Annotated in this window: 24 protein-coding genes; 9 read left to right on the top strand and 15 right to left on the bottom strand. The window is 63.5% G+C overall.

Annotation, left to right across the window (positions count from 1 at the left end; translation table 11 throughout):
- Positions 1-143 precede the first annotated feature (143 nt).
- A complete protein-coding gene (locus MUU55_RS07260) occupies positions 144-1301 on the top strand; it encodes a PA0069 family radical SAM protein (RefSeq protein WP_244760113.1) in 1158 nt (385 codons plus the stop codon).
- A 213-nt stretch (positions 1302-1514) separates the two neighbouring features.
- Positions 1515-2168 (top strand): ribonuclease HII, encoded by a 654-nt coding sequence (locus tag MUU55_RS07255; RefSeq protein WP_244760888.1) that lies wholly within the window; start codon positions 1515-1517, stop codon positions 2166-2168.
- A 37-nt stretch (positions 2169-2205) separates the two neighbouring features.
- On the opposite strand, the gene MUU55_RS07250 is transcribed toward MUU55_RS07255, so the two are convergent.
- A complete protein-coding gene (locus MUU55_RS07250; RefSeq protein ID WP_244760112.1) occupies positions 2206-2634 on the bottom strand; it encodes a VOC family protein in 429 nt (142 codons plus the stop codon).
- Positions 2635-2789: 155 nt separating this feature from the next.
- On the opposite strand from MUU55_RS07250, the gene MUU55_RS07245 reads away from it, so the two are divergent.
- A complete protein-coding gene (locus tag MUU55_RS07245) occupies positions 2790-2966 on the top strand; it encodes a hypothetical protein (protein WP_244760111.1) in 177 nt (58 codons plus the stop codon).
- A gap of 134 nt (positions 2967-3100) precedes the next feature.
- On the opposite strand, the gene MUU55_RS07240 is transcribed toward MUU55_RS07245, so the two are convergent.
- The 12 genes from MUU55_RS07240 to MUU55_RS07185 form a co-directional block, all read right to left on the bottom strand.
- Entirely contained in the window at positions 3101-3586 is a 486-nt protein-coding gene (locus MUU55_RS07240; protein ID WP_244760110.1) for a F0F1 ATP synthase subunit B, read from the bottom strand.
- 11 nt (positions 3587-3597) lie between these two features.
- On the bottom strand, positions 3598-4251 hold the full coding sequence (locus MUU55_RS07235) for a F0F1 ATP synthase subunit B (RefSeq protein ID WP_244760109.1): 654 nt from the start codon (positions 4249-4251) through the stop codon (positions 3598-3600).
- A 90-nt stretch (positions 4252-4341) separates the two neighbouring features.
- On the bottom strand, positions 4342-4569 hold the full coding sequence (locus MUU55_RS07230) for a F0F1 ATP synthase subunit C (RefSeq protein WP_117368645.1): 228 nt from the start codon (positions 4567-4569) through the stop codon (positions 4342-4344).
- A 65-nt stretch (positions 4570-4634) separates the two neighbouring features.
- Positions 4635-5387, bottom strand: coding sequence for a F0F1 ATP synthase subunit A (locus MUU55_RS07225; protein WP_117368643.1), 753 nt, complete (start codon positions 5385-5387; stop codon positions 4635-4637).
- A gap of 60 nt (positions 5388-5447) precedes the next feature.
- Positions 5448-5843 (bottom strand): AtpZ/AtpI family protein, encoded by a 396-nt coding sequence (locus MUU55_RS07220; RefSeq protein ID WP_244760108.1) that lies wholly within the window; start codon positions 5841-5843, stop codon positions 5448-5450.
- Positions 5844-6111: 268 nt separating this feature from the next.
- Positions 6112-7287 carry a cell wall hydrolase gene (locus MUU55_RS07215; protein ID WP_425314165.1) on the bottom strand — a complete coding sequence of 392 codons (1176 nt, stop codon included), beginning with the start codon at positions 7285-7287 and terminating at the stop codon, positions 6112-6114.
- Positions 7288-7662: 375 nt separating this feature from the next.
- On the bottom strand, positions 7663-9564 hold the full coding sequence (locus MUU55_RS07210) for a potassium transporter Kup (RefSeq protein ID WP_244760107.1): 1902 nt from the start codon (positions 9562-9564) through the stop codon (positions 7663-7665).
- A gap of 14 nt (positions 9565-9578) precedes the next feature.
- On the bottom strand, positions 9579-10562 hold the full coding sequence (locus MUU55_RS07205; RefSeq protein WP_425314153.1) for a magnesium transporter CorA family protein: 984 nt from the start codon (positions 10560-10562) through the stop codon (positions 9579-9581).
- Positions 10563-10718: 156 nt separating this feature from the next.
- Entirely contained in the window at positions 10719-11933 is a 1215-nt protein-coding gene (gene apbC / locus MUU55_RS07200) for an iron-sulfur cluster carrier protein ApbC (protein WP_244760106.1), read from the bottom strand.
- A gap of 122 nt (positions 11934-12055) precedes the next feature.
- Positions 12056-12799 (bottom strand): helix-turn-helix transcriptional regulator, encoded by a 744-nt coding sequence (locus MUU55_RS07195; RefSeq protein ID WP_244760105.1) that lies wholly within the window; start codon positions 12797-12799, stop codon positions 12056-12058.
- Between the two features lie 84 nt (positions 12800-12883).
- Complete coding sequence (locus MUU55_RS07190) at positions 12884-13621, bottom strand: helix-turn-helix transcriptional regulator (RefSeq protein ID WP_244760104.1); 738 nt, start codon at positions 13619-13621, stop codon at positions 12884-12886.
- A 261-nt stretch (positions 13622-13882) separates the two neighbouring features.
- Entirely contained in the window at positions 13883-14671 is a 789-nt protein-coding gene (locus MUU55_RS07185) for an IclR family transcriptional regulator (RefSeq protein ID WP_244760103.1), read from the bottom strand.
- 99 nt (positions 14672-14770) lie between these two features.
- Here MUU55_RS07185 and MUU55_RS07180 point away from each other — a divergent pair, with 99 nt between their 5' ends.
- The 5 genes from MUU55_RS07180 (at position 14771) to MUU55_RS07160 (ending at position 18925) form a co-directional block, all read left to right on the top strand.
- Positions 14771-15532: an SDR family NAD(P)-dependent oxidoreductase gene (locus MUU55_RS07180; protein WP_244760102.1), complete on the top strand. Its 762-nt coding sequence runs from the start codon at positions 14771-14773 to the stop codon at positions 15530-15532.
- A complete protein-coding gene (locus MUU55_RS07175) occupies positions 15532-16449 on the top strand; it encodes a 2-dehydro-3-deoxygalactonokinase (protein ID WP_244760101.1) in 918 nt (305 codons plus the stop codon). Before MUU55_RS07180 ends, MUU55_RS07175 begins: the two co-directional genes overlap by 1 nt.
- 23 nt (positions 16450-16472) lie before the next feature.
- Entirely contained in the window at positions 16473-17111 is a 639-nt protein-coding gene (locus tag MUU55_RS07170) for a 2-dehydro-3-deoxy-6-phosphogalactonate aldolase (protein WP_244760100.1), read from the top strand.
- Positions 17108-17992, top strand: a complete 885-nt coding sequence (locus tag MUU55_RS07165; RefSeq protein WP_244760099.1) for an SMP-30/gluconolactonase/LRE family protein — start codon at positions 17108-17110, stop codon at positions 17990-17992. Before MUU55_RS07170 ends, MUU55_RS07165 begins: the two co-directional genes overlap by 4 nt.
- Positions 17993-18211: 219 nt before the next feature.
- Positions 18212-18925, top strand: a complete 714-nt coding sequence (locus MUU55_RS07160; RefSeq protein WP_244760098.1) for a PRC-barrel domain-containing protein — start codon at positions 18212-18214, stop codon at positions 18923-18925.
- 61 nt (positions 18926-18986) lie between these two features.
- Here MUU55_RS07160 and MUU55_RS07155 read toward each other — a convergent pair whose 3' ends face one another.
- A complete protein-coding gene (locus tag MUU55_RS07155; protein WP_425314152.1) occupies positions 18987-20528 on the bottom strand; it encodes a trimethylamine methyltransferase family protein in 1542 nt (513 codons plus the stop codon).
- Between the two features lie 88 nt (positions 20529-20616).
- Between MUU55_RS07155 and MUU55_RS07150 the strand changes: the two genes are divergently transcribed.
- Positions 20617-21543 carry a LysR substrate-binding domain-containing protein gene (locus tag MUU55_RS07150; RefSeq protein ID WP_244760096.1) on the top strand — a complete coding sequence of 309 codons (927 nt, stop codon included), beginning with the start codon at positions 20617-20619 and terminating at the stop codon, positions 21541-21543.
- Positions 21544-21546: 3 nt separating this feature from the next.
- Here the strand turns inward: MUU55_RS07150 and MUU55_RS07145 are convergent, their stop codons facing one another.
- Positions 21547-21882, bottom strand: a complete 336-nt coding sequence (locus MUU55_RS07145; protein ID WP_244760095.1) for a PilZ domain-containing protein — start codon at positions 21880-21882, stop codon at positions 21547-21549.
- Between the last annotated feature and the right edge of the window lie 86 nt (positions 21883-21968).

The following is a 21968-nucleotide window of genomic DNA, read 5'->3' as shown; positions in this document are numbered from 1 at the left end:
ATTGCAGCATGGATATCCACCGTTCCTCCCTTGCCAATGTCGGGCATGGTTAGCTGTGGAATGGAATTTTGTTCTTGCAATGTTCTCATTCCGGCGATAGGAATATAGTCATTGAATCGGAGCCAGCGCTCCCGGAGACAGCCATGAACGATCTTGTGAGCCTCAGGCAGGGCGCGCTTGCGCCCGGCCACACGAAAGACGTTGCCGAAGCGCTGCTGGCTGAAACGGGCATGCGCATCGACGGGGACCGCCGGCGCGGCCGCGGCGCGGGGTTGAACTTCACCGGCCGCTTCGAGCCGGTAACGCGGGAAGGCTTCGACGACGGCTGGCAGACGCTGGAAGAGCTGCCGCCCTTCCGCACGGATGTGCAAGTCGAAAAGCCGCGCACGATCATCACCCGCAACGAATCGCCCGACATTCCTTTCGATCGCTCGATCAATCCCTATCGCGGCTGCGAGCATGGCTGCATCTATTGCTTCGCCCGGCCGACGCATGCCTTCATGGGACTGTCCGCCGGTCTCGACTTCGAGGCGAAGCTGTTTGCCAAGCCCGATGCGCCGAAACTTCTGGAACGCGAGCTTTCCAAGCCCGGCTACAAGCCGCGCGTCATCGCCATCGGTACCAATACCGACCCCTACCAGCCGATCGAAAAGGAATGGCGGATCATGCGCCAGATCCTCGAGGTGCTGGACAAGGCCAACCATCCGGTCTCCATCGTCACCAAGTCGGCGCTTGTCATGCGCGACATCGACATTCTCTCGCGCATGGCCGCACGCGGCCTCGCCTGGGTCGGCCTGTCCGTCACGACGCTCGACCGCAAGCTGGCGCGCACCATGGAACCGCGCGCCGCAACCCCGGCGCGCCGGCTTGAGGCGATCCGCGCGCTTTCGCAAGCGGGCATCCCGACCGCCGTCATGATGGCTCCGATCATTCCTGGCCTTAACGACCACGAGATCGAGCGGGTGCTCGATTCGGGCAAGGCGGCCGGGGCGCTGGAGGCGAGCTACGTGCTGCTGCGCCTGCCGCTTGAGGTGAGCCCCCTCTTCCGCGACTGGCTACTGCGCAACTACCCGGACCGCTATCGCCACGTCATGTCGCTGGTGCGCTCGATGCGTGACGGCAAGGATTACGATGCCGAATTCGGCAAGCGCATGAAGGGCGCCGGTCCCTATGCCTGGCAGATCGCCCGACGCTTCGAAATGGCGTCCAAGCGGCTGGGGCTGACCCGCACGCGGCGCAGCCTCGCCAGTGACCAGTTCGTACCGCCCTCCGGCAGCGGCGTGCAGCTTTCCCTGCTGTGATGATGCCAGCGCAACGCCGAACGCTGTCTCCATGTCGCTGGATCCAGTCATCGTGCACTTGAACTGAATATGTGGGATCCGCGCCGCGCCGGTGCGGATCTTGCAACACCTCTTCCGGCAGCGTCAGCCCCTGGACGTGCCGGGCGTTCCTCCGACCCGCCGCAAACGTCGGAGGACTTGCAGGGAATCGGACGGATGTGCATGGTCGCCGCCATGGCCAAGAGCATATCCTCCGATTCCCGCCTTCTTTTCGCGCTGCCCGAAGGGCCGGATTTTGCGATGGAGATCGCCGCCCGCAAGCGCGGCCTCTGGCCCGTCGCCGGCACGGACGAGGCCGGACGCGGGCCGCTTGCCGGCCCCGTCGTGGCTGCCGCCGTGATCCTCGATCCGGACAACATCCCGGAGGGGCTGAACGATTCCAAGCAGCTGACGGCGGCAAGACGCGAGGCGCTCTTCACCCTCATCCTGCAATCGGCCTTCGTCTCCATCGCCTCCAGCGGGTCGCGCCGCATCGACGGGACGGACATTCGCAAGGCCAGCCTCGACGCCATGCGCCGCGCCGTCGCCGGACTGGAGATCGCGCCGAAGCTCGTGCTGACCGACGGCCGCGACGTACCGCCCGGCCTCGGCTGCGAGGGCCGCGCCGTCGTCAAGGGCGATGCGCTCTCCGTCTCCATCGCCGCCGCCTCGATCGTCGCCAAGGTCACGCGCGACCGTATGATGGCGCGGGCGGAAAACACCTTCCCCGGCTACGGCTTCGCCGTCCATGCCGGCTATGCCACCCAGGTGCACCGCACGGCCATCCAGACCCTCGGCCCCTGCCGCCTTCACCGCATGAGTTTTCGCCCTTTGCGGCGAGACGATTGAACCGTCACGCTTTGGCTAAAGCCATGTCTGGAGGCCGCTAGAAGGTGATCTTCACCGACGGCGCGCTGCGTTTCGCCTCACCGTGATGCACCGCCTCGATATTGTTGCCGTCAGGGTCGAGCAGGAACGCGGCGAAATAGCCGGGATGGTAGGGTCGCTCACCCGGACCGCCATTGTCCTTGCCGCCCGCGGCAAGCCCAGCCTCGTGGAAAGCCTTGACCATCGCATGATCCGCCGCCTGGAAGGCGAGATGGTGCCGCCCGGTCAGCTTGCCGGTCGCCGCCTCGCTGTCGACGCTCGAGATGAACAGTTCGTCCACCCAGAAATAGTCTGGTCCGGTGCCGCCGATCGGGATTTTCAGCGCGTCGAAGATGGTCTCGTAGAAACGGCGACTTGCTGGCAGATCGCGCACGACCAGCTGGATATGGTCGATGAGACGGCCGCGATGGAGTTCCTGCGTTTCCATGCCTGCTCTCCCTTAAAATCAAAGCCTTCTAGCTAGGTCGGTTACGCCGCCCGTCAACACCCTGTTCCGTCAGGAACAGCGGCACGCATGGGGATATGAGACCTTCCAATCACCGGATGAGAGAGGCTCATCCTTAACCGATCAGGAGAGACCCCATGCGCAAATTCATCGTTTCCGCCACCGTTGCCCTCGTCGCCGCCGTCTCGTTCGCGGCTCCCTCCCAGGCCGGCTACTACAGCTACGACTATCAGCCCACCTGCTTCATCAAGAAGATCAAGTCCTACGACTACTACGGCAATGTCGTCATCAAGCGCATCAAGGTCTGCCGCTAAGCAACCTCACCACTGACCTCACCGAAGACCCGGATGTTCCCCTGCATCTGGGTCTTTTGCCGTGCGCTCGACAAACCAAAAACAAAAAGGCCGGCGTTTCCGCCGGCCTTTTCAAATCAATCCGTAAGAACCGCTTAGTTGAGGCGGGTCTTCACTTCGCTGATGGCGTTGTCGAAGAGAGCCTTGCCGGTGGCGGCGTCGGACTTCGAAGCGATCACCTTTTCGGCGGCGGCGACAGCGAGGTCGACGGCGGCAGCGCGGACGGCGTTGATCGCGTCGGCTTCCGCCTGCTTGATCTTCTGCTCCGACAACGCCGTGCGGCGGGTGACGTATTCTTCGGTCTTCTGCTTGGCGTCGGCGGTCAGCGCGCTTGCCTCGCGTTCAGCGGCAGCGACGATGCTGGCGGCTTCCGCCTCGGCATCCTTGCGCTTGCGCTGGTACTCGGCGAGCAGGTGCTGGGCTTCCTCGCGAAGACGCTTGGCTTCCGCCAGCTCGTTCTGGATCTTCTCGGCGCGGGCGTCGAGACCCTTGGCCATCATTGCCGGAACCTTGAGGTAGGCAATGAGGGCGAGGAACAGCAGCAGGCCGACAAAGGCGTAGAATGTTGCGTCGAAATGCATCGAAACCTCCCTTACTTGCCTGCGACCGACTTCACGGCGGAAGCGATCTCGGCCTTGGTGGCCTTGGAGCCGACGAGCTGCTCGACGAGAGCGGCGGTCGTTTCCTCGGCGATCGTGCCGACATCGGCAAGCGCCTTGGCCTTGATTTCGGCGATGCGGGTTTCGGCACCGGCGATCTTGTCCTGCAGCGAGGCTTCGATCTTGGCGCGTTCAGCGTCGGCCTTGGCCTTAGCGTCTTCGCGGGCGGCCGAAGCGATCGCATTGCCCTTGGTGCGGGCGGACGCGAGGTCCTGCTCGTAGGAGGCAATGGCAGCATCGGCTTCCGCCTTCAGGCGGGAAGCTTCGTCGAGGTCCTGCGCGATGCGATCATGGCGCGTCTCGAGGATGCCGCCGATGCGCGGAATGACGACCTTCGACATGAGAAGGTAGAAAAGACCGAAGGTGATCGCAAGCCACAGGAGCTGCGATGCGAACGTGGTCTGGTCGAAAGGCGGGAACACGCCGGAACCGGCTTCCTCACCATGGGCAACACCCGTTTCGGTGTGCACTTCGCCTGCCGGCTGAGCCGCATGCGCATCCGCAGGGGTCTCATGCGTATCCGCAGGAGTTTCCGCCTGGGCGATTTCGAAGGGGGTGGACTCGGCCGATGCCAAGGTCACAGACATGCTGACCTCCAGGGGGCACTCTCAGATCATGTACGAAACGTACGATGGACCACGGCCCTGCAGGGGCCATGGTCCAGTCCTCAGCCGGTATTAGACGGCGAAGAGGAGGAGGAGAGCGATGAGCAGCGAGAAGATGCCCAGAGCTTCCGTAACGGCGAAGCCGAATACGAGACGGCCGAACTGGCTGTCAGCAGCAGACGGATTGCGAAGAGCGCCGGCCAGGTAGTTGCCGAAGATGTTGCCGAGGCCGAGAGCCGTACCGGCGAGACCGAACGTGGCAAGACCTGCGCCGATGTACTTTGCTGCTTCCGCTTCCATGTTGAACTCCTTGAATGGGTTGTTGCGGCTATGAGCGGCGCCCGAGAGCGCCGGCGACTTTTTCCTTAGTGACCACCCGGATGCACGGCATCGTTCAGGTACATGCATGTCAGAACTGCGAAGACGTAAGCCTGCAGGAACGACACGAGGAATTCGAGACCGGTCAGAGCGACGGTCATGAAAAGGGGCAGGATCGCACCGGCGACACCGACGGCGCCAAGCGCGCTGAGCGAGGTGACGAAGCCGGCGAAGACCTTGAGCGTGATGTGACCCGCCAGCATGTTGGCGAAGAGACGGATCGAGAGGCTGATCGGACGCGAGAGGAACGAGATGACCTCGATCGAGACGACCAGCGGCAGGAGCGCGCCGGGAACGCCCGACGGCACGAAGAGCTTGAGGAAGCCGAAACCGTGCTTGTAGAAACCGTAGACAACGACCGTGCCGATGACGAGCAGCGCAAGCGCGAAGGTCACGATGATCTGGCTGGTGACGGTGAAGAAGTACGGCATCATGCCGAGCAGGTTCGCGGTGAGCACGAACATAAAAAGCGAGAAGACGAACGGGAAGAACTTCATCCCGTGGCTGCCCGCCCCTTCCCGGAGCATGGAGGCGATGAATTCGTAGGACATCTCCGAGACCGACTGCATGCGGCTCGGAACCAGGCCGCGCTGGCCGGTCGTGAAATAGAGGAAGCCCGTGGCGACCGCGACGGTGGCGACCATGAAGAGCGATGCATTGGTGAACGAGAAATCGATACCGCCGATTTCGATCGGAACAATCTTGTTGACCAGGAACTGGTGGGTCGGATCGTTGGACACCGTTTATCTCTCTCGCTTGCCCGCCTTGCGGCGGAAGTCACCCTATGTGGAATTTCGCCGTCAGGCGTCATCCCTCGTTTCGGTCTCGTCCCGTCCGCTCGCCGGCTTGCGGAGCTCGCGCCCCGCCAGCCTGTCGACGGGATGGGGCGATGCCACCATGCCTGCCGCGCGCATGACGTTCAGAACGCCGGCACAAAAACCAAGGAGAAGAAGCACGATCATCCCCCAGGGCCCTGTACCCGCAAAATGGTCCAAAAGATAGCCCAGAAGCGCCCCGACGATGACGGCTGCGACAAACTCGCTCGAGAGCTTCATGGCAACCGCATAGCCCTTACGGCTCTCCGATGCCCGTGCCTCGGCGGCTGCTTCCGCCCCGTCGTCCTTGCGCTTGTCCGCGAGTTCCGCGTCCAGTCGCTTCAGCCGGTCTTCCAGACTTCCCTTTTGATCGTCGGCCATGGCGCTTCCCATTTCTCTTTCCGCGGCGCTTTCGCCCCATTGCGGACATATTGAAGGCTAGGATTCAAGCCATACCGACCCCTTTCGAAGTCGGCCGCAACATAGTTTTAGGTGCCCGTATAGTCAAGGCATGGTGAAGCTTTGTGCAACGTCAAATATTTTGAGATAAATCAATGATTTGCGAGGAATCGCGCATGACCCGCGACTTCTCATCCCGGGAATCGTCCGCACGTTGGCGCGGACTCACCCTACCCTGAAAGCGGAAGCCTCAGCTCCAGCCGCCGCCATAGGTGCGGTAGAAGATATGCTTGCCGATCTTGGCGACGCGCTTCATCGTGCGGCCCCAGGGCGGGTTCACATAGGTGGCGTGGTAGTGCGTGGAGGATCCGACGTCGTCGAACCAGATCTTGCCGGCCGTCACGGCCATGGCGATCTCCTTGGCGGTCTTCCAGTGCCAGGGCGAGAGGATCAGGTCGGGAATGCGGTCGCAGGCGAAGGAGAACTGGCAGCGGTTGCGCCAGTTTTCGTTCTGGTAAACGACACCGCAGATAGTTTTCGGATAGGATGGATTGCGCACGCGGTTCAGAATGACCTGCGCCACGGCGGCCTGGCCCTTCAGCTCCTCGCCGCGCGCCTCGAAATAGATGCCTTCCGCAAGACACTTCTGCTCTTTGGCGGAAAAAACGTCCGCCGGCAGCGCGGTTGCCGCCCAGGCGTGATCTTCCGGCGAGATTTCGGGAATGAAGCGGCCAAGCTCCTCCTTCGGCTTCAAAATCGAATCGAAGGGTGATTCCCGCGCATAGTCGGGCTCGACACGGGCATAGGCCGTCGCAAGGACATCGGCCTTGTCGCTGGTCACGAGCTCGGCGACGGCGGAGGAGATGCCGATATCCTTGCGCACGGGCGTCTTCTTGTAGAAGGCCGTGGCGATCTCGATTTCCTTGCCCTTGATCTCGGCCTTGGCGAAGGCCATGCGCTGTCCGGTGGCGAAGACCGGCGAGAGCAACGAGCTGGTGCGCTCGAGGATAGAGCCCGCGGTAAAATCCTTCGGCGGCAGCACCGGCATGACGGCGACGATTCGGCCCTTCTTGTCGCGGCGATTGACGCGGTCCTCGTCGGGAATTCCGCCCTGACCCTTGTGCTCGCTGCGCAGCGCCGCCTGCATGCCGTCGGGAAGCTGCACCCCTGCCCCGCTCTCGATGCCGCCGGTGATCATGGCGTCGGCGAATTCGATCTCGATTTCGTGGACGGAACCGGCGGGCGAACGGGTCAGCACCATAGTCTGGTTGCCGCCCTTGCGGTTGAGGCCGGCGAGATAGGTGGCAAGGTCCGTATGGGCGGACTGCGTCGGCAGGACGGCGGCGATACCGAGGCCGAGCGCCAAGGGGATTTTCCATTCCCGCTTCAGATACGCGAAGAAGCGGCCTGCACCTGCATGACGAATGCTACGCTTACGCAACTGACTACTCCGCACTGAGAGCTTTCCGCTTTTCACAGAAAAGCGGAAAGCCTCTACCCTTGTGTTTTTCGCAGTTCCGGACGCAAAACCGCTGCGCACTTTTGCTGGAACTGCTTGACGCGCGCAGGCTCCCGCGCCGGCTTTGATCGGCGTGTGTTTCCTGCCCGGAATGTTCGTAGGGAGCCTTATCCGCGCCGAAGCACGGGCCTCTTGACGGCTCGTTGTCAGGGTAAAATGAAGCATTAACCTTGATGGTTGGTTAATGCTGATAAACCGCTTTGGGGGAGGTGGTCACCTCCCCTTCACATTTGCGTCAGTAGCCGGCGCAATTCCGAACGCTGCGCGCCTTGCTGGAACGGCTCAGATCACAACATGCGAGCCGAGCTCGACCACGCGGTTGGTCGGCAGGCGGAAATAGTCGGAGGGGTCGGTAGCGAGGTTGGCGAGGCCGATAAAAAGGCGGTCCTGCCACATCGGCATGCCGGACTGGGCATCCGGCACGAGCTTTCGCCGGCCGAGATAGAACGACGTCGACATGATGTCGAACTTGTGCCCCGACTTGCGCATCAGGCCGAGCGCATGGGAGACGTTCTGTGTCTCCATGAAGCCGAAATGCATTTCGATGCGCGAAAAGCGTTCAGAAATCTTCTCGACCTTGAAGCGCTCGGTGCGCGCGACGCGCGGCGTGTTGGCCGTCTTGACCGTCAGAATGAAGTTCTGGTCGTGCAGGACGTGATTGTGCTTCAAATTGTGCAGAAGCGCAGCGGGCGCGAAATCCGGGTCGCTGGTCAGGAAGATCGCCGTACCGGTGACCTGCACGGGGGCGTGCGAGCTGTGTTTTTCAACGGACTTGACGAAGGCCGGCAGCGGCACTTCGATCCGCCGCGTCTTGTCGCGCAGGATGCGTGTGCCGCGCGTCCAGGTCCACATCAGAACCACGACCGCGCCGGCGATGGCGACCGGCACATAGCCGCCGTCATGCACCTTGAGCAGATTTGCACCGAGGAACGTCAATTCGAGCAGGAAGAGCGGCGTGAGGACCGCGGCGGCAGCGAGCGGCTTCCAGCGCCAGCGCTTGCGCAGGAATTCGAAGGCAAGCACCGTCGTGACCACCATGGCACCGGTGACGGAGATGCCGTAGGCCGTCGCCAGCGCCTCGGACGAGCCGAAGATGAAAACGAGCATCATCACGCCGAAAAGCAGCACGGTGTTGACGCCCGGCAGGTAGATCTGCCCCGTCTGGGTTTCCGACGTGTGGTAGATTTCCATGCGCGGCAGGAAGCCGAGATGGATTGCCTGGCGCGTCAGCGAGAAGGCGCCCGTTATCACTGCCTGGCTGGCGATGACGGTGGCGAAGGTGGCGAGGATGACGACCGGCAGCAGCGCCCATTTCGGGAACATCAGGAAGAACGGGTTGGCGATCGTCTCGGGATGGGCGAGCACCAGCGCGCCCTGGCCGAGATAGTTGAGCGTCAGCGCGGGAAACACCAGACAGAACCAGGCCCACTGGATGGGCCGGCGGCCGAAATGACCGAGATCGGCATAGAGCGCTTCCGCGCCGGTGACCGTGAGGAAGACGGCGCCGAGCACGACGAGACCGACATAGCCTTCGTTGAGCATGAACAGGACAGCGTAATACGGATTGAACGCCGCAAGAATGCCGAGATCGTCGCTGATGTGGTTGAGACCGGCGACACCCATGACGATGAACCAGACGGCGGTGATCGGCCCGAAGAACTTCGAGACGGCGGCCGTGCCCCAGGACTGGACGGCAAACAGCAGGACAAGGATAACCACGGAAATAGGCACGACATAGTCGCCGAGGGCAGGCGTCACCAGTTCCAGGCCCTCCACGGCCGACAGAACCGAGAGCGCCGGCGTGATCATGGCATCGCCGATGAACAGCGCCGCACCGATAGCGCCCAGGAAAAACAGGATACGGGCATGGTTGCCCGCCGTCTTCGACAGAAGCGCCAGCAGCGAGAGTGTACCGCCCTCGCCGTGGTTGTCGGCGCGCAGCAGGAAGAGCACGTATTTGAGCGTGACGATGACCGTCAGCGTCCAGATCATCAGCGAGATGAGGCCGATGATCTCCACGCGTTCCACGCCGTCATGCGCGACGGGGCGCAGCGCCTCGCGGAAGGCATAAAGCGGGCTCGTGCCGATATCGCCGTAAACGACGCCGACGGAACCGAGAGACAGAAGAAACAGCGTGCGCGCCTTGCTGTGAGCGCGCGGTGCGCTACCGGCATGTGGTTGCATGGGACGATCAGGCCCTAGAGCCAGCCTTTCCAGCGGAAAAAGAAGAACGGAAGGATTGCCGAGAGCACCATCGCGCCGATCGTCAGCGGATAGGCATAGGCAACATGCAGTTCCGGCATGAACTCGAAGTTCATCCCGTAGATGGAGGCAATCAGCGTCGGCGGCAGAAGCACCACGGAGGCGATCGAGAAGATCTTGATGATGGCGTTCTGCTCGAGGCTGATAAGGCCGAGCGACGCATCGAGCAGGAAGGTGATGTTGCCGGCGACGAAGTTGGCGTGCTCCAGCAGCGACTGCACGTCGCGCTGCACGGTGCGGCAGAGTTCGAGGCTGGTGCGGTCGGATTGCAGCGCCGGCAGCGCGTGCAGGAAGGTCAGCATGCGCGAGAGCGACATCAGGCTGTCGCGCGCCTTGGCGAGCAGCCGGTGCAGCGCGGAGACCTGCACGACGCGGTCTTCTAGATAGCGCGGCGGGCGGCGGGAAAGATGCCGGTTCTCGCCGAACACCTCCAGCGACAGCTGATCGGCGCGCGCGACGGCGATTTCGAGAATTTCGGCGGTTCTGTCGGCAATGGTTTCCAGCAGCCGCGTGATCATGATCGTCGACGAGGAACAGCCGCCCGGAATGCGGTGCATCGCGCTCTTGAAAAGAGGAAAGGAGCGAGGCTCGGCGTAGCGCACCGTCAGCAGCTTGCCGGCGGCCAGGATGAAGCCGACATCCGTGAGGTGCGGCAGATCACCCTCCGCCTTCACGATCAGCGACGCGGTCATATAGGTGGAGCCGCCCTCGGTGTAGAGGCGACTGGACGGCTCGATGTCCTTGAGTTCGTCGCGGGTCGGCACTTCGAGGCCGAGCACGCGCTCGATCAGCAATTCCTCCTCGCGGGTCGGCTCGTGCAGATCGACCCACACGGCGCCGGCAAGGGCAGCAGCGGCGGCGGAATCGGTCTCTGTGGGCAGGACTTGCGCCTCGCCGTTGGAACGGTAAACCGTGATCACCGGCGAGTGGCTCCGAAGCGGACCATCGCTCACACTCCCTTGCGCGTGCCCTGCGCGGACTGGACGCCGTCCATCAGCGGTCGGCCGCGCATATTGCGCGGCGCAACATAAAAATCAAGGCCACCGCCCCGGGCATGCCGGCGGGCGAAAGGGCCGCTATTCGAAGACGATGGCGGGCGCGCCGCGTGTACCCTTGCCCTGCACCGCCTCCAGCTCCTGCCAGACGCGGGTGGCGATGGCGCGATAGGTCTTGGCCGCAGCCCCCTCCGGATTGGAGACGACGACGGGCGTGCCGGCATCCGAGGTTTCGCGAATGTCCATGGTCAGCGGCACCTCGCCGAGGAAGGGCACGCCGATCCGCTCGGCCTCCTTGCGCGCACCGCCGTGGCCGAAGATATCGTAACGGTTGCCGGTATCCGGCGCGATGAAATAACTCATGTTCTCGACGATGCCGAGCACGGGCACCTCAACCTTCGAGAACATGTTGAGGCCCTTGCGGGCATCGATGAGCGCGAGATCCTGCGGGGTCGAGACGATGACGGCGCCGGCGAGCGGCACCTGCTGGGCCATGGTCAGCTGCGCATCGCCCGTGCCGGGCGGCATATCGACCACGAGCACGTCGAGATCGCCCCAGGCGACTTCGCGCAGCATCTGCATCAGCGCCGACTGGATCATCGGTCCGCGCCAGATCATTGCCACCTCCTCATCGACGAGGAAGCCCATCGACATGACCTTGATGCCGTAATTTTCCATCGGCTTGATGATGCGGCCTTCGATCTGCTGCGGCCGGCCGGAGATCTTCAGGAGGCGCGGCATCGAGGGGCCGTAAATATCGGCGTCGAGAATGCCGACGCGCAGGCCGTTCGCCTTCAGCGCCAGCGCCAGGTTGACCGAGGTCGTCGACTTACCGACGCCGCCCTTGCCGGAGGCCACCGCGATGATCGCGCCGACGCCGGGAATGCCGGATTTGGCGCGCTGCTGCGGCTGGCCGGGCGCGGCGTGGGCGTGGCCTGCATGATTGTGCCCCGCGTGATTGTGGCCGGCATGGCTGTGTTCGGCGGCACCGCGACCCGGCGGCGGCGGAGCCGGCGCACGCGCGGCGGCGGGGCCGGACGCGGCGCGCTTGTCGGCCGTCAGCGCCACCATGGCGGCCTTGATGCCGGGGATTTCCTTGACGACGCGCTCGGCGGCGGCACGCATCGGGTCGAGTTCGCGGGCGCGCTCGGCCGGTACCGTGATCGAAAAATAGGCCTTGCCGTCGGAAATGAAGACGTCGGAAACCATGCCGAGATCGACGATGTTGCCGTCCATGTCCGGGCCTCGCACCGTGCGCAACCGTTCCAGCACCTGTTCCTTGCTTACGTCCGCCATGAAATCCTCATCAACCTGCCACGGGATCAGCCCGCCGCCTTCGTAGATAGTGCACGAAAAGGCAGCCGCCAAACGAATTTAAGGTCGGCGGGCAGCGGCATCTTTGCCGGAAGTCACGGAAGCTAGGCGATCAGCCCGCGGCGAATCGCCTTCACCACGGCCTGGGTGCGGTTGACCGCTTCCAGCTTGCGGGTGACCTGGTTGAGATAGTGATTGACGGTGTGCTCGGAGAGACCGAGGATTTCGGCGATCTCCAGGCTCGTCTTTCCCGCCGCCGTCCAGCTGAGGCACTGGATTTCGCGCTCGGTGAGAACAACCTGGCCCGACTTCCACGCCGCGCCGATTTCGGCCAGACGGTTGAAGAGATGGACGGAGATCATCTGCAGCATCAGCCGGTCGTCGCGGCCGAGCCCGGCATCGTCGCCGCCCCAGACAATGGCGCCACGGTTGCCGAGCGCATCGTGCACCGGAAAAAAATGGCCGACCAGCATCCCGTGATTGTTCATCAGGTCGAGCAATTCCGAAAAATCCGTCGCCTCGGAGGATTCACCGATCCATTCGCGCATGTCGTAGGAAAAGGGCACCGTCGTCAGGCGCAGCTTGCGGATGCCGGCGCTGTGGCGCACCATGCGCAGCGCATCGTATTTGGCGAGAATTTCCTGTGGCCAGTTGCTGACGATGGAATAGGCCGACAGCTTCTCCGCCTCGAAGCCCGGCAGCGTGAAGACGATAAAGTATTTCAGACCATAGTGTTCGCATTTGCGCCGCATGTAGCGCACGATGTCGAACTGGGTCTCAAGGGCAGCGATCTCGCTGCCGTCATCCTGGAGCTGGTTTTCACCGCCGCTCGTTTCATCAGTTGTCATTGTTCCCCGCATTTCTTTTGTCGCCTTGGGCATTTGGAGCGGGACCGTACGCATTCCAGAAAATCTCAAGGTTTTTTTTATGCATCAGTTCAAAAGTCCGGCGCGGATCGCCTTGGCGACCGCCTGTACCCGGTTGACCGCGTCGAGCTTGCGCGTCGCCCGGTTCAGATAGTGATTGACCGTATATTCGGAGAGGCCGAGGATTTCCGACATCTCGACGCTCGTCTTGCCGGCCGAAGCCCAGGACAGGCACTCGATCTCGCGCCGCGACAGGGGGGCGTGCTGTCCCGCACCGGCCCTGATCTCGACCATTTCGGCGAAGATGTGGTTGGCCACGGCGTTGAGTTCTGCCATTTCCCGCGGATTGAGCGCCTCGCGCGTGCCGCCGAAGGCCAGTGCGCCGCGCAGGCCTGCGGAATTGTGCGCCGGGAAATACGCCCCGCGCGTCATGCCGTGCTTTTCGAAAAGGGAAGTGGCAATCGCCGCTTTGCCGTCGAGGCGGCGGCGGTTCGTACCATCGGCATCGTAGGCGAAGGGATTGGTGCTCTGGCGCAGCCGCTCGACGACGGGGCTTCCGAAGATCAGACCGGCATGGTCATAGGTCTTCAACATCTCGTCCGGCCACGACGTCAAAAGCACGTTCGAGGAGAAATCGGTCGAGGTTTCCGAGGGGACGTTGATCAGCAGGTAGCCGCGCAGGCCATACCGCTTGGCGAGACCGGCAAGCGTCTCGGTAATGTCACCCTGCGAGCCCATGGCCGGTAGGCCACGGCCCCAGCGTGTCTGGGATTGCGCAGATGTCGTATGGAATCGATCCGCCATGTCCTATCTTCCTTCAGCACGCACGCGACCGCGCGGCAACACATGCCACACAATGCACTGCTTGCTTCAGGAACCCCCGTATCCCAATGCAAGTATGTTCGATAAACCGCGCTCAAGTCCGCGGCAGGCGACGCAACTTCCAAGCTGGTCGAGAGGGAAGCTAATGGCGGCCCCCATTCACGTCCAGCGCGATTTTCTAATTTACCGTAAAATGGGGGCACAAGACAACCATGTGATATTTTGCGCCCAACTCCATGCGACTTACCGTTGCGGACCGAGCCGCGCCGACAGTTCACCCATGATGCCGCCAGCCGCATCCCTGACCAGCGGCGCCCATTCCAAAAGCTGCTCCTCGCTGACGCGGTAGGCCGGGCCCGTTACTGAAACGCCCGCGACGAGCGACCGGCTGTCATCGAATACCGGCGCGGCGACGCAGCGGATGCCCGGTTCGTGCTCTTCCCGGTCGAAAGCGATGCCGCTCTGCCTTATACGGTCGAGTTCGGCGATGAACGATGGCCGATCGGCGATGGTGTGCGGAGTGAAGCGGCGGAATTCCATGCCCTCAAGGACGGCCTCCAGCGCGGCAGTATCGAGCGTGGACAGCGCCGCCTTGCCGACGCCGGTGCAGAAGGCGGGCGAGGCATTGCCGATCTGCGAATTCATGCGCACCGCCTGGCGGCTTTCCACCTTGTCGAGATAGATGATCTCCCGGCCGCGCAGCACGCCGAAATGCACGGTCTCGCCGGTCTGCCGGTGCAGCGCCTCCAGAAAGGGCGCGGCGACGGCGCGGACCTCGTTGCGCGCCCAGCTTGCCGAGGCGAGCTTGAGCAGGCGCAGGCCCGGCACATAGGCGTGGTCGGGGCGGAGCTCCAGGAGCCCCTCCTGTACGAGATGGGAAAGCTGGCGATGCAGCGTGCCGCGCGGCTGGCCGCTGACGGCGAGCACATCGGTGAAGCGCAATGGTCGATCCGACAGCGCCACCGTTTCGAGGATCGCCATGGCCTTGCCGAGCGTTCCTGTGCCGCCCTCGCCGTCCCGTTCCTTTTCCATCGTGACGCACCTCGCCTGTCTTGACTTGCGATCAAGCTAGCGAAATAATTCCGAATAATCAAACTATGTTCCAGATATTGGAACAATTTGGAGGAAACCATGGCCGGCCGTTATCCCGACCTTGTCGGACAGGGCGTGCTCATCACCGGCGGCGGCTCGGGCATCGGGGCAGCCCTGGTGGCCGGCTTTGCCGCGCAGGGCGCCCGCGTCGCCTTCCTCGACATCGCCGAGTCGGACAGCCGGGCGCTCGTTACCGACCTCGACGGCAAGGTCGCGCACCGGCCTCACTATATAAGGGTGGATTTGCGCGACGTCGCAGCCTTGCGTGCGGCCATCGCCGAAGTGGCGGATGTGCTTGGCGGCCTGCGCGTCCTCGTCAACAACGCGGCGCGCGACGACCGGCATGATCTGGAGACCGTCGAGCCCAACGACTGGGACGAGAACCAGTCGGTCAACCTCCGGCATCATTTCTTCGCCGCGCAAGCCGTTGCACCGCATATGCAGAAGGCCGGCGGTGGGGCGATCGTCAATTTCTCCTCCATCGCCTACCTGCTCAACATGGGTGAGCTTCCCGGCTACGCGGCGGCGAAGGCCGGCATTGTGGGGCTGACGAAATCCCTCGCCGGCAAGCTCGGTCCGGACAACATTCGCGTCAACGCCATCCTGCCCGGCATGGTGCTGACGGAGCGCCAGAAGCGCCTGTGGATCGACGAGGCCGATATTGCCGGCGGCATCGCGCGGCAGTGCCTCAAGCGCTCGCTCATCGCCGACGACCTCGTCGGCCCCTGTCTTTTCCTGGCGTCGGACGCATCCGCCGCCATCACCGCACAAACATTGATTGTCGATGGAGGCATGCTCTGATGACTGAACCCGCTTACGTCGCGGTCGACTGGGGAACCTCCAGCTTCCGCCTCTGGCTCATCGGCAAGGATGGCGGCGTGCTCGCCGAACGCCGCAGCGGCGAAGGCATGACGACGGCAGCCCGCACCGGCTTTGCGGAGGTCCTGAACAGCCACCTCTCCGCCATCGACGCACCCGCTGGCCTGTCCGTCCTGATCTGCGGCATGGCCGGCGCCAAGCAGGGCTGGGTCGAGGCCGGTTATCTCGACACACCCGCCGCCCTTCTCGATATTCCCGCCGCCGCCGTGCGCATTCCTGGCGTCGAGGCCGATATCCGCATCCTGCCCGGCCTTGCCCAGCGCGATCCGGCGGCACCGGATGTCATCCGCGGCGAGGAAACGCAGTTGCTCGGCGCCGCCGCTGAACTCGGCGATGGCGACCACCTCGTCTGCATGCCCGGCACGCACAGCAAATGGGTGCGTCTCTCGGGCGGCCGGGTCGAGGGTTTCTCGACCTTCATGACCGGTGAGCTGTTCGACGCCATCGCGAAAAACACCATCCTCAGCCATTCGATTGCCGAGGCCGGCCCGGTCTCCGGCGGCAGCGATGCCTTCCGCGCCGCCGTCAGCCGCATGGTGAAAAAACCGGCGCTGGCGACGAGCCAGCTGTTTTCCGTGCGGGCCGGCGCCCTGATCGCGGGCCTGATGCCCGACGATGCGAAGGCCCGCCTCTCCGGCACGCTGATCGGGCTGGAAATCGCTGGCGCGCTGTCGCTCGTCGCCGAGGGTACGCCCGTCGCGCTGGTCGTTTCCGGTGGACTCGGCACGCTCTATGGTGAAGCGCTTGCCGCCGCGGGCCTTGCACCCGTCGTCATCGATGCCGATACCGCCGTGCGAAACGGCCTTGCCGCGGGCGCGAAAGCGCTCTGGTCCCTCTAATTCCTTTCCACGAAAGCAGACAGATGAGCCGCATTCCCTTTCCCCCGATGAAATATCCGCTGATCGCCATCCTGCGCGGCCTGAAGCCGAGCGAGACGGAAGCCGTGGTCGGCGCGCTGATCGAGACCGGCTTTACCGCCATCGAAATTCCGCTCAACTCGCCCGAGCCGTTCAAGTCCATCGAGATCGCCGCGAAGATGGCGCCGGAAGGTTGCCTGATCGGCGCCGGCACCGTGCTGACGGTGGAAGACGTGCTTAGACTCGACGCCGTCGGCGGCAGGCTGATGGTGAGCCCGAATGTCGAGCCCGACGTCATCTCGACGGCTGCCGCCAAGAGCATGGTGACGATGCCGGGCGTCTTCACGCCGACCGAGGCGCTGGCCGCCGCGCGCGCCGGCGCGACCGGCCTGAAATTCTTCCCCGCCAGCGTGCTCGGCCCGTCCGGTATCCAGGCCATCCGCGCCGTGCTGCCGGCAGAGCTTGAGATCGCAGCCGTCGGCGGCGTGTCGGAAAAGAATTTCGGCGATTATGCCGCCATCGGCATCCGCAGCTTCGGCCTCGGCTCCAGCCTCTACAAGATCGGCATAGGCGCCGACGAGGTACGGGCGCGCGCCAAGATCACGATCGAAGCCTATGACGCCATTTATGGAGCCAGCCGATGACCGACAGCCATTCCTTCACCGGCCGCATCCTCGACGCGGTCGACTGCCAGCTCGGCGAAGGCCCGACCTACGATCCGGCGACCGACACGGCGTTCTGGTTCGACATCAAAGGGCAGAAGCTGCATGAATTGCATCTCGCCACCTTGAAGAAGACCGTGCACGACCTGCCCTTCCTGGGCAGCGTGCTCGCCGTCATCGATGCTGGGCGCCAGCTCATCGTTTCCGATCAGGGCCTGTTCATCAGGAGCGTCGCCGACGGCACGCTGGCCCCCTTCGCGAAGCTGGAGGATAAGGCCGAGAACCGCTCGAACGACGGCCGCGTGCATCCTTCCGGCGCGCTCTGGGCGAGCACGATGGGCCGCACTGCGCAAAAGCATTCCGGCGCGATCTATCACGTGGCCGGCACGACCATCACGAAGCTGTTTGCCGACGTCACCATTCCCAACGGCATCTGCTTCTCGCCGGATGGCGCGACCGGCTATTTCGTCGATTCTGCTGTCAACAAGATCATGCGCGTGCCGCTCGATCCGAAAACCGGTCTTCCCGTTGGCGAACCTCAGGTCTTCGCTGATCAAAGCGGCGAGCCGGGTGACGTGGACGGTTCGGTCTGCGATGCCGATGGTCTCATCTGGAACGCCTGCTGGGGCCAGGCCGCCGTCGATGTCTACAAGCCCGACGGCACGAAGATCGCGCGCTACAGCGTGCCCGCCACGCAGTCCAGCTGCCCGGCCTTCATCGGCGCGAAGGCCGACCGCCTGCTGGTGACATCCGCCTGGGCGGACATGAACGAAGCCGCCCGCCTTGCCGATCCCCATGCCGGCAAGACCTTCGAACTCGGCATTGCCGTCAAAGGCCGCTTCGAGCCGAAATTCTCGATCTGACACATCGTCCGATCGTTTGAACATCTGCCTGCGGCTCCGGATTTGCCGATCCGGAGCCATTTTTTATGCATAGCTTAAGTATCGCCCGATCAAAAAGAAGGCAATTTTCATCGGAACCAAACCGGGGTGTCGTCGTTTTCTAGACATCAGCGGGTGCGGACGGCCTTTCAAACACCGCCGCACCTTGATGCCAACGAGAGACGAAAAGGCAGGTTCCAAATGACCAAAAAGCTTCTTACTTCCGTTGCCGCCAGTGCGATTTTCCTCGGTGCGGCCCTTGCTCCCGCAGCTTATGCGCAGGACACCACCAAGCCCGCGACCGACCAGACCCAGACCATGGAGCAGCAGCCGGGCATGACCGGTGACGACGCCACGGGCACGACACCGGGCGACACCGCCGCAAACCCGACCACGACGCCGACCGAAGACACGGCCCAGACGCCGGCCACCGGCACGGCAACCGAGGATACGGCTCAGACCCCGGCGACGCCCACGGAAGACACCGCCCAGGCTCCGGCCGCTGGTGGCGACTATCTGACGGCGCAGTCGGACGAGCAGATCAGCGCCAACACCTATATCGGCCAGTCTGTCTACAACAGCAGCGATGAAAGCATCGGCAAGATCTCCGACCTGATCATGGCCAAGACCGGCGGCGTTGACGCAGCCATCATCGGTGTCGGCGGCTTCCTGGGCATCGGTGAAAAGTGGGTCGCCGTTCCGTTCGAAAAGATCGCGATCACGCAGGTTCCGGATTCCGATGACGTCAAGCTGACGACCACGGAAACCGCTGAAAGCCTGCAGGCTGCACCGGAATTCAAGACCAAGTCGCAGCAGGTCGCCGAACGCCAGGCCAATACCCCGGTCGATACCTCGACGACCGCGTCGACGACCGATACGGGCACGGCTCCGGCCACGACCCAGCCGGCTGAATAAGCCTCAGCTTTCTGACCTCCAGCCCGGTGGCGCTCCCTGCGCCACCGGGTTTTTCATGCCATCAATACCAGGCGTCAGCCATCGCGGCCTTCTTGCGCTCCATGTAGTCACGCAGCGCATCGTCGATCGCCACGTCGAGCGGCGGTGCCTCGTATTCGGCGAGCGTCTTCTTCCATTGCCGGTTGGCACGGGTCGCGATGTCGGTCGAGCCGCCCTCCTCGCTCCACTTCTCGAAGGGCTCGTTGTCGGAGAGTGTCGAATCCCAGAAGGCCGTCTGGTAGTTGCGCATCGTGTGGTCGCAGCCAAGGAAGTGGCTGCCGGGGCCGACTTCGAGGAAGGCATCCATCGCCAGCGTGTTGTCATCGACGACAACGCCGGCGAGGTAGGAATGCAGCGCGCCGCAGAGATCGGCATCCATCACGAACTTCTCGTAGGACATGGCGAGCAGGCCATCGAGGAAGCCGGCGGAATGCAGGATGAAATTCGCGCCGCAATGCACGGCCGACAGCATGGACATCAACCCTTCCTGCATGGCCTGCCCATCCGGCAGCTTCGAATTGGAGAAATTGCCGGCGCAGCGCAGCGGCAGGTTCAGGCGACGGGCGAGCTGGCCGATGACCATGGAGCCGATGGCAGGCTCCGGCGTGCCGAAGGTCGGCGAGCCCGAGCGCAGCGACATGGAGGAGAGGAAGTTACCGAAAATGACCGGCGCGCCCTTGCGCTCCAGCTGGGTCAGCGCGCAGCCGGCCAGCGTTTCGGCGAAGGACTGGGCGATCGCGCCGGCGTTCGTGACCGGTCCCATCGCGCCGCCGAGGATGAAGGGCACGATGACGGCCGCCTGATTGGCGCGGGCATAGGCGCGCAGCGACTTGGTCATGGTGCCGTCCCAGACGAGCGGCGAGTTGACGTTGACATTGCCGAGAATGACGCAGTTCTTGTCAACGAAGTCCGCGCCGAACAGGATGCGCGCCATGTCGATGGAATCCTCGGCGCGATCCTCCGCCGTGATCGAGCCCATGAAGGCGCGGTCGGAATATTTCATATGGCTGTAGACCATATCGAGGTGGCGCTTGTTGACGGGAATATCGACCGGCTCGCAGATCGTGCCGCCGGAATGGTGCAGCCAGGGGCTCGACTGGGCGAGCTTGATGAAGTTCCTGAAATCCTCGAGCGTGCCGTAGCGCCGGCCCTTGTCGAGATCCATCACGAAGGGCGAGCCATAGGCCGGCGAAAAGACGACGTTCTTGCCGCCGATCTGCACATTGTTGGCGGGGTTGCGGGCATGCTGGGTGAACTCGGCGGGCGCGGAGGAGACGATCTCGCGCAGCATGCCGGGCTCGAAGCGTACCAGCAGTCCATCCACCTTGGCGCCGGCGCGTTTCCAGTGCTCGATGACGGCCGGATCATCGCGGAACTCGATGCCGACTTCGGCGAGAATGCGGTCCGCCGCACGCTCGACCTTCTGGAGGTTTTCCTCCGACAGCACGTCATAGGTCGGGATCCCGCGCACGATATAGGGCACGCCCAGCGGCTTTGCGGCATTGTCGCGCCGCGTGCCCCTACCCCGCCGTGCCGGCGCTTCGATCGTTGCTGCTACACCCATGATCACCTCCATAATTGGAAGTGAGGCTAAGCGTGAAAAACAGCGCTGTAACGCTGGAAAAAATTGTTCGACACGATAAGCTTGATTTATGGAAACCCTGCGCCGCCTGCTCCCTTCCGCCTCCAGCCTCATCATTTTCGAAGCCGCCGGGCGGCACCAGAATTTCACCCGCGCCGCCAATGAGCTCGGCATGACGCAGGCGGCCGTCTCCTATGCGGTGCGCAATCTGGAGGAACAGCTCGGCGTCGCGCTCTTCCACCGCATCCACCGCGCCGTCGAACTGACCGATGCCGGCGAGCGCTTCCATGCCGATGTGACCCTCGGCCTGTCGCGTATCCAGAAATCGGCCGAGGACATCAGGGCGAAGGGCCGCGAGGCGAATGTGACGCTCTCGGCCTCGACCGCCTTCGCCTCGATGTGGATGCTGCCGCGGCTCGCCAAGCTGCGCGCCGACCTGCCGGATATCGACCTCAGGATCCAGACCAGCGTGCGCGACCTCGATCTCGACGAAGAGACGATCCCGCTCGGCATCCGCGGCGGCGATCCGGCGAAATGGCCGCGCTACCACGCGGCGCTCCTGGCGCCAGAAGTGATCACGGCGGTGGCAAGCCCCGCCTTCGTGGAAAGCCGCGGGCACCCCAAGACGCCGGAGGAATTGCTGAAACTGCCGCTCATCCATCTGGAAGAGCCGGTGCGGGCGGCCTCGAACTGGCCGGATTGGTTCGCGAGTGCCGGTGTGCGTTATCCGGCGCAGGCGCGACGGCTCGCGATCAACGATTATGTGCTTGTGATCCAGGCGGTGCTGGCAGGGGAAGGTGTGGCGCTGGGCTGGCGTCACCTTATCGAGGGGCAAGTGCGCTCCGGGGCGCTCGTCACCGTCGGCGGCCATTCGCTGGAACTCGACGAAGGCTTCTATGTCGTCTGGCCACGCTCGCGCGAACTCAACGGACCGGCGCGGCGCGTGCGCGACTGGCTGGTGGAGGAAGGGCGGTTGAGCCGCGAAGCCTCCTTGTAAGGTCTACCGTCTCAAGACCGGCTTCACCTCTTCGTGGAAGAAGCGGAAATAGGAGGTGATCTGCGCCAGTGCATTGGTCGACAGCTTGTACTGGATGCCGAGCCGGCCGTTGGAATACCAGCGCACCGTGCCGCTGAGGCGGCCAAGCTCCTCGCTTTCGACCGTCACCAGCTGACCGGGCATGGCCTGAAGCGGCTTTTCGAGATCGAAGGCCATGCCGGTCGGCGAGAGATCGACGACGCGTGCGCGCGAGGTCTGGTGCATGACGCGGACCTCGGCAAAAATGCGAACCCTGGAGCGATCGTTGCCCCTGACGGGCATGTCCTTGATGGTCGCCATCCCTGTTTACCCCCAATTGTCTTTTCGTATGGGGAGATTAAACCGCGAGTATTTGCGTTCGCGCTAAACCGAAAGATACAATTTTA

It is taken from the genome of Shinella curvata, assembly GCF_022899935.1.
GTDB lineage: Bacteria > Pseudomonadota > Alphaproteobacteria > Rhizobiales > Rhizobiaceae > Shinella > Shinella curvata.
This window is presented reverse-complemented; position numbering and strand designations above follow the sequence as displayed.

Coding starts and splice junctions, on each gene's coding strand:
- MUU55_RS07260 (WP_244760113.1), top strand. CDS start 144: ATGAACGATCTTGTGAGCCTCAGGCAGGGCGCGCTTGCGCCCGGCCAC.
- MUU55_RS07255 (WP_244760888.1), top strand. CDS start 1,515: ATGGCCAAGAGCATATCCTCCGATTCCCGCCTTCTTTTCGCGCTGCCC.
- MUU55_RS07250 (WP_244760112.1), bottom strand. CDS start 2,634: ATGGAAACGCAGGAACTCCATCGCGGCCGTCTCATCGACCATATCCAG.
- MUU55_RS07245 (WP_244760111.1), top strand. CDS start 2,790: ATGCGCAAATTCATCGTTTCCGCCACCGTTGCCCTCGTCGCCGCCGTC.
- MUU55_RS07240 (WP_244760110.1), bottom strand. CDS start 3,586: ATGCATTTCGACGCAACATTCTACGCCTTTGTCGGCCTGCTGCTGTTC.
- MUU55_RS07235 (WP_244760109.1), bottom strand. CDS start 4,251: ATGTCTGTGACCTTGGCATCGGCCGAGTCCACCCCCTTCGAAATCGCC.
- MUU55_RS07230 (WP_117368645.1), bottom strand. CDS start 4,569: ATGGAAGCGGAAGCAGCAAAGTACATCGGCGCAGGTCTTGCCACGTTC.
- MUU55_RS07220 (WP_244760108.1), bottom strand. CDS start 5,843: ATGGCCGACGATCAAAAGGGAAGTCTGGAAGACCGGCTGAAGCGACTG.
- MUU55_RS07210 (WP_244760107.1), bottom strand. CDS start 9,564: ATGCAACCACATGCCGGTAGCGCACCGCGCGCTCACAGCAAGGCGCGC.
- apbC (WP_244760106.1), bottom strand. CDS start 11,933: ATGGCGGACGTAAGCAAGGAACAGGTGCTGGAACGGTTGCGCACGGTG.
- MUU55_RS07195 (WP_244760105.1), bottom strand. CDS start 12,799: ATGACAACTGATGAAACGAGCGGCGGTGAAAACCAGCTCCAGGATGAC.
- MUU55_RS07190 (WP_244760104.1), bottom strand. CDS start 13,621: ATGGCGGATCGATTCCATACGACATCTGCGCAATCCCAGACACGCTGG.
- MUU55_RS07185 (WP_244760103.1), bottom strand. CDS start 14,671: ATGGAAAAGGAACGGGACGGCGAGGGCGGCACAGGAACGCTCGGCAAG.
- MUU55_RS07180 (WP_244760102.1), top strand. CDS start 14,771: ATGGCCGGCCGTTATCCCGACCTTGTCGGACAGGGCGTGCTCATCACC.
- MUU55_RS07175 (WP_244760101.1), top strand. CDS start 15,532: ATGACTGAACCCGCTTACGTCGCGGTCGACTGGGGAACCTCCAGCTTC.
- MUU55_RS07170 (WP_244760100.1), top strand. CDS start 16,473: ATGAGCCGCATTCCCTTTCCCCCGATGAAATATCCGCTGATCGCCATC.
- MUU55_RS07165 (WP_244760099.1), top strand. CDS start 17,108: ATGACCGACAGCCATTCCTTCACCGGCCGCATCCTCGACGCGGTCGAC.
- MUU55_RS07160 (WP_244760098.1), top strand. CDS start 18,212: ATGACCAAAAAGCTTCTTACTTCCGTTGCCGCCAGTGCGATTTTCCTC.
- MUU55_RS07155 (WP_425314152.1), bottom strand. CDS start 20,528: ATGGGTGTAGCAGCAACGATCGAAGCGCCGGCACGGCGGGGTAGGGGC.
- MUU55_RS07150 (WP_244760096.1), top strand. CDS start 20,617: ATGGAAACCCTGCGCCGCCTGCTCCCTTCCGCCTCCAGCCTCATCATT.
- MUU55_RS07145 (WP_244760095.1), bottom strand. CDS start 21,882: ATGGCGACCATCAAGGACATGCCCGTCAGGGGCAACGATCGCTCCAGG.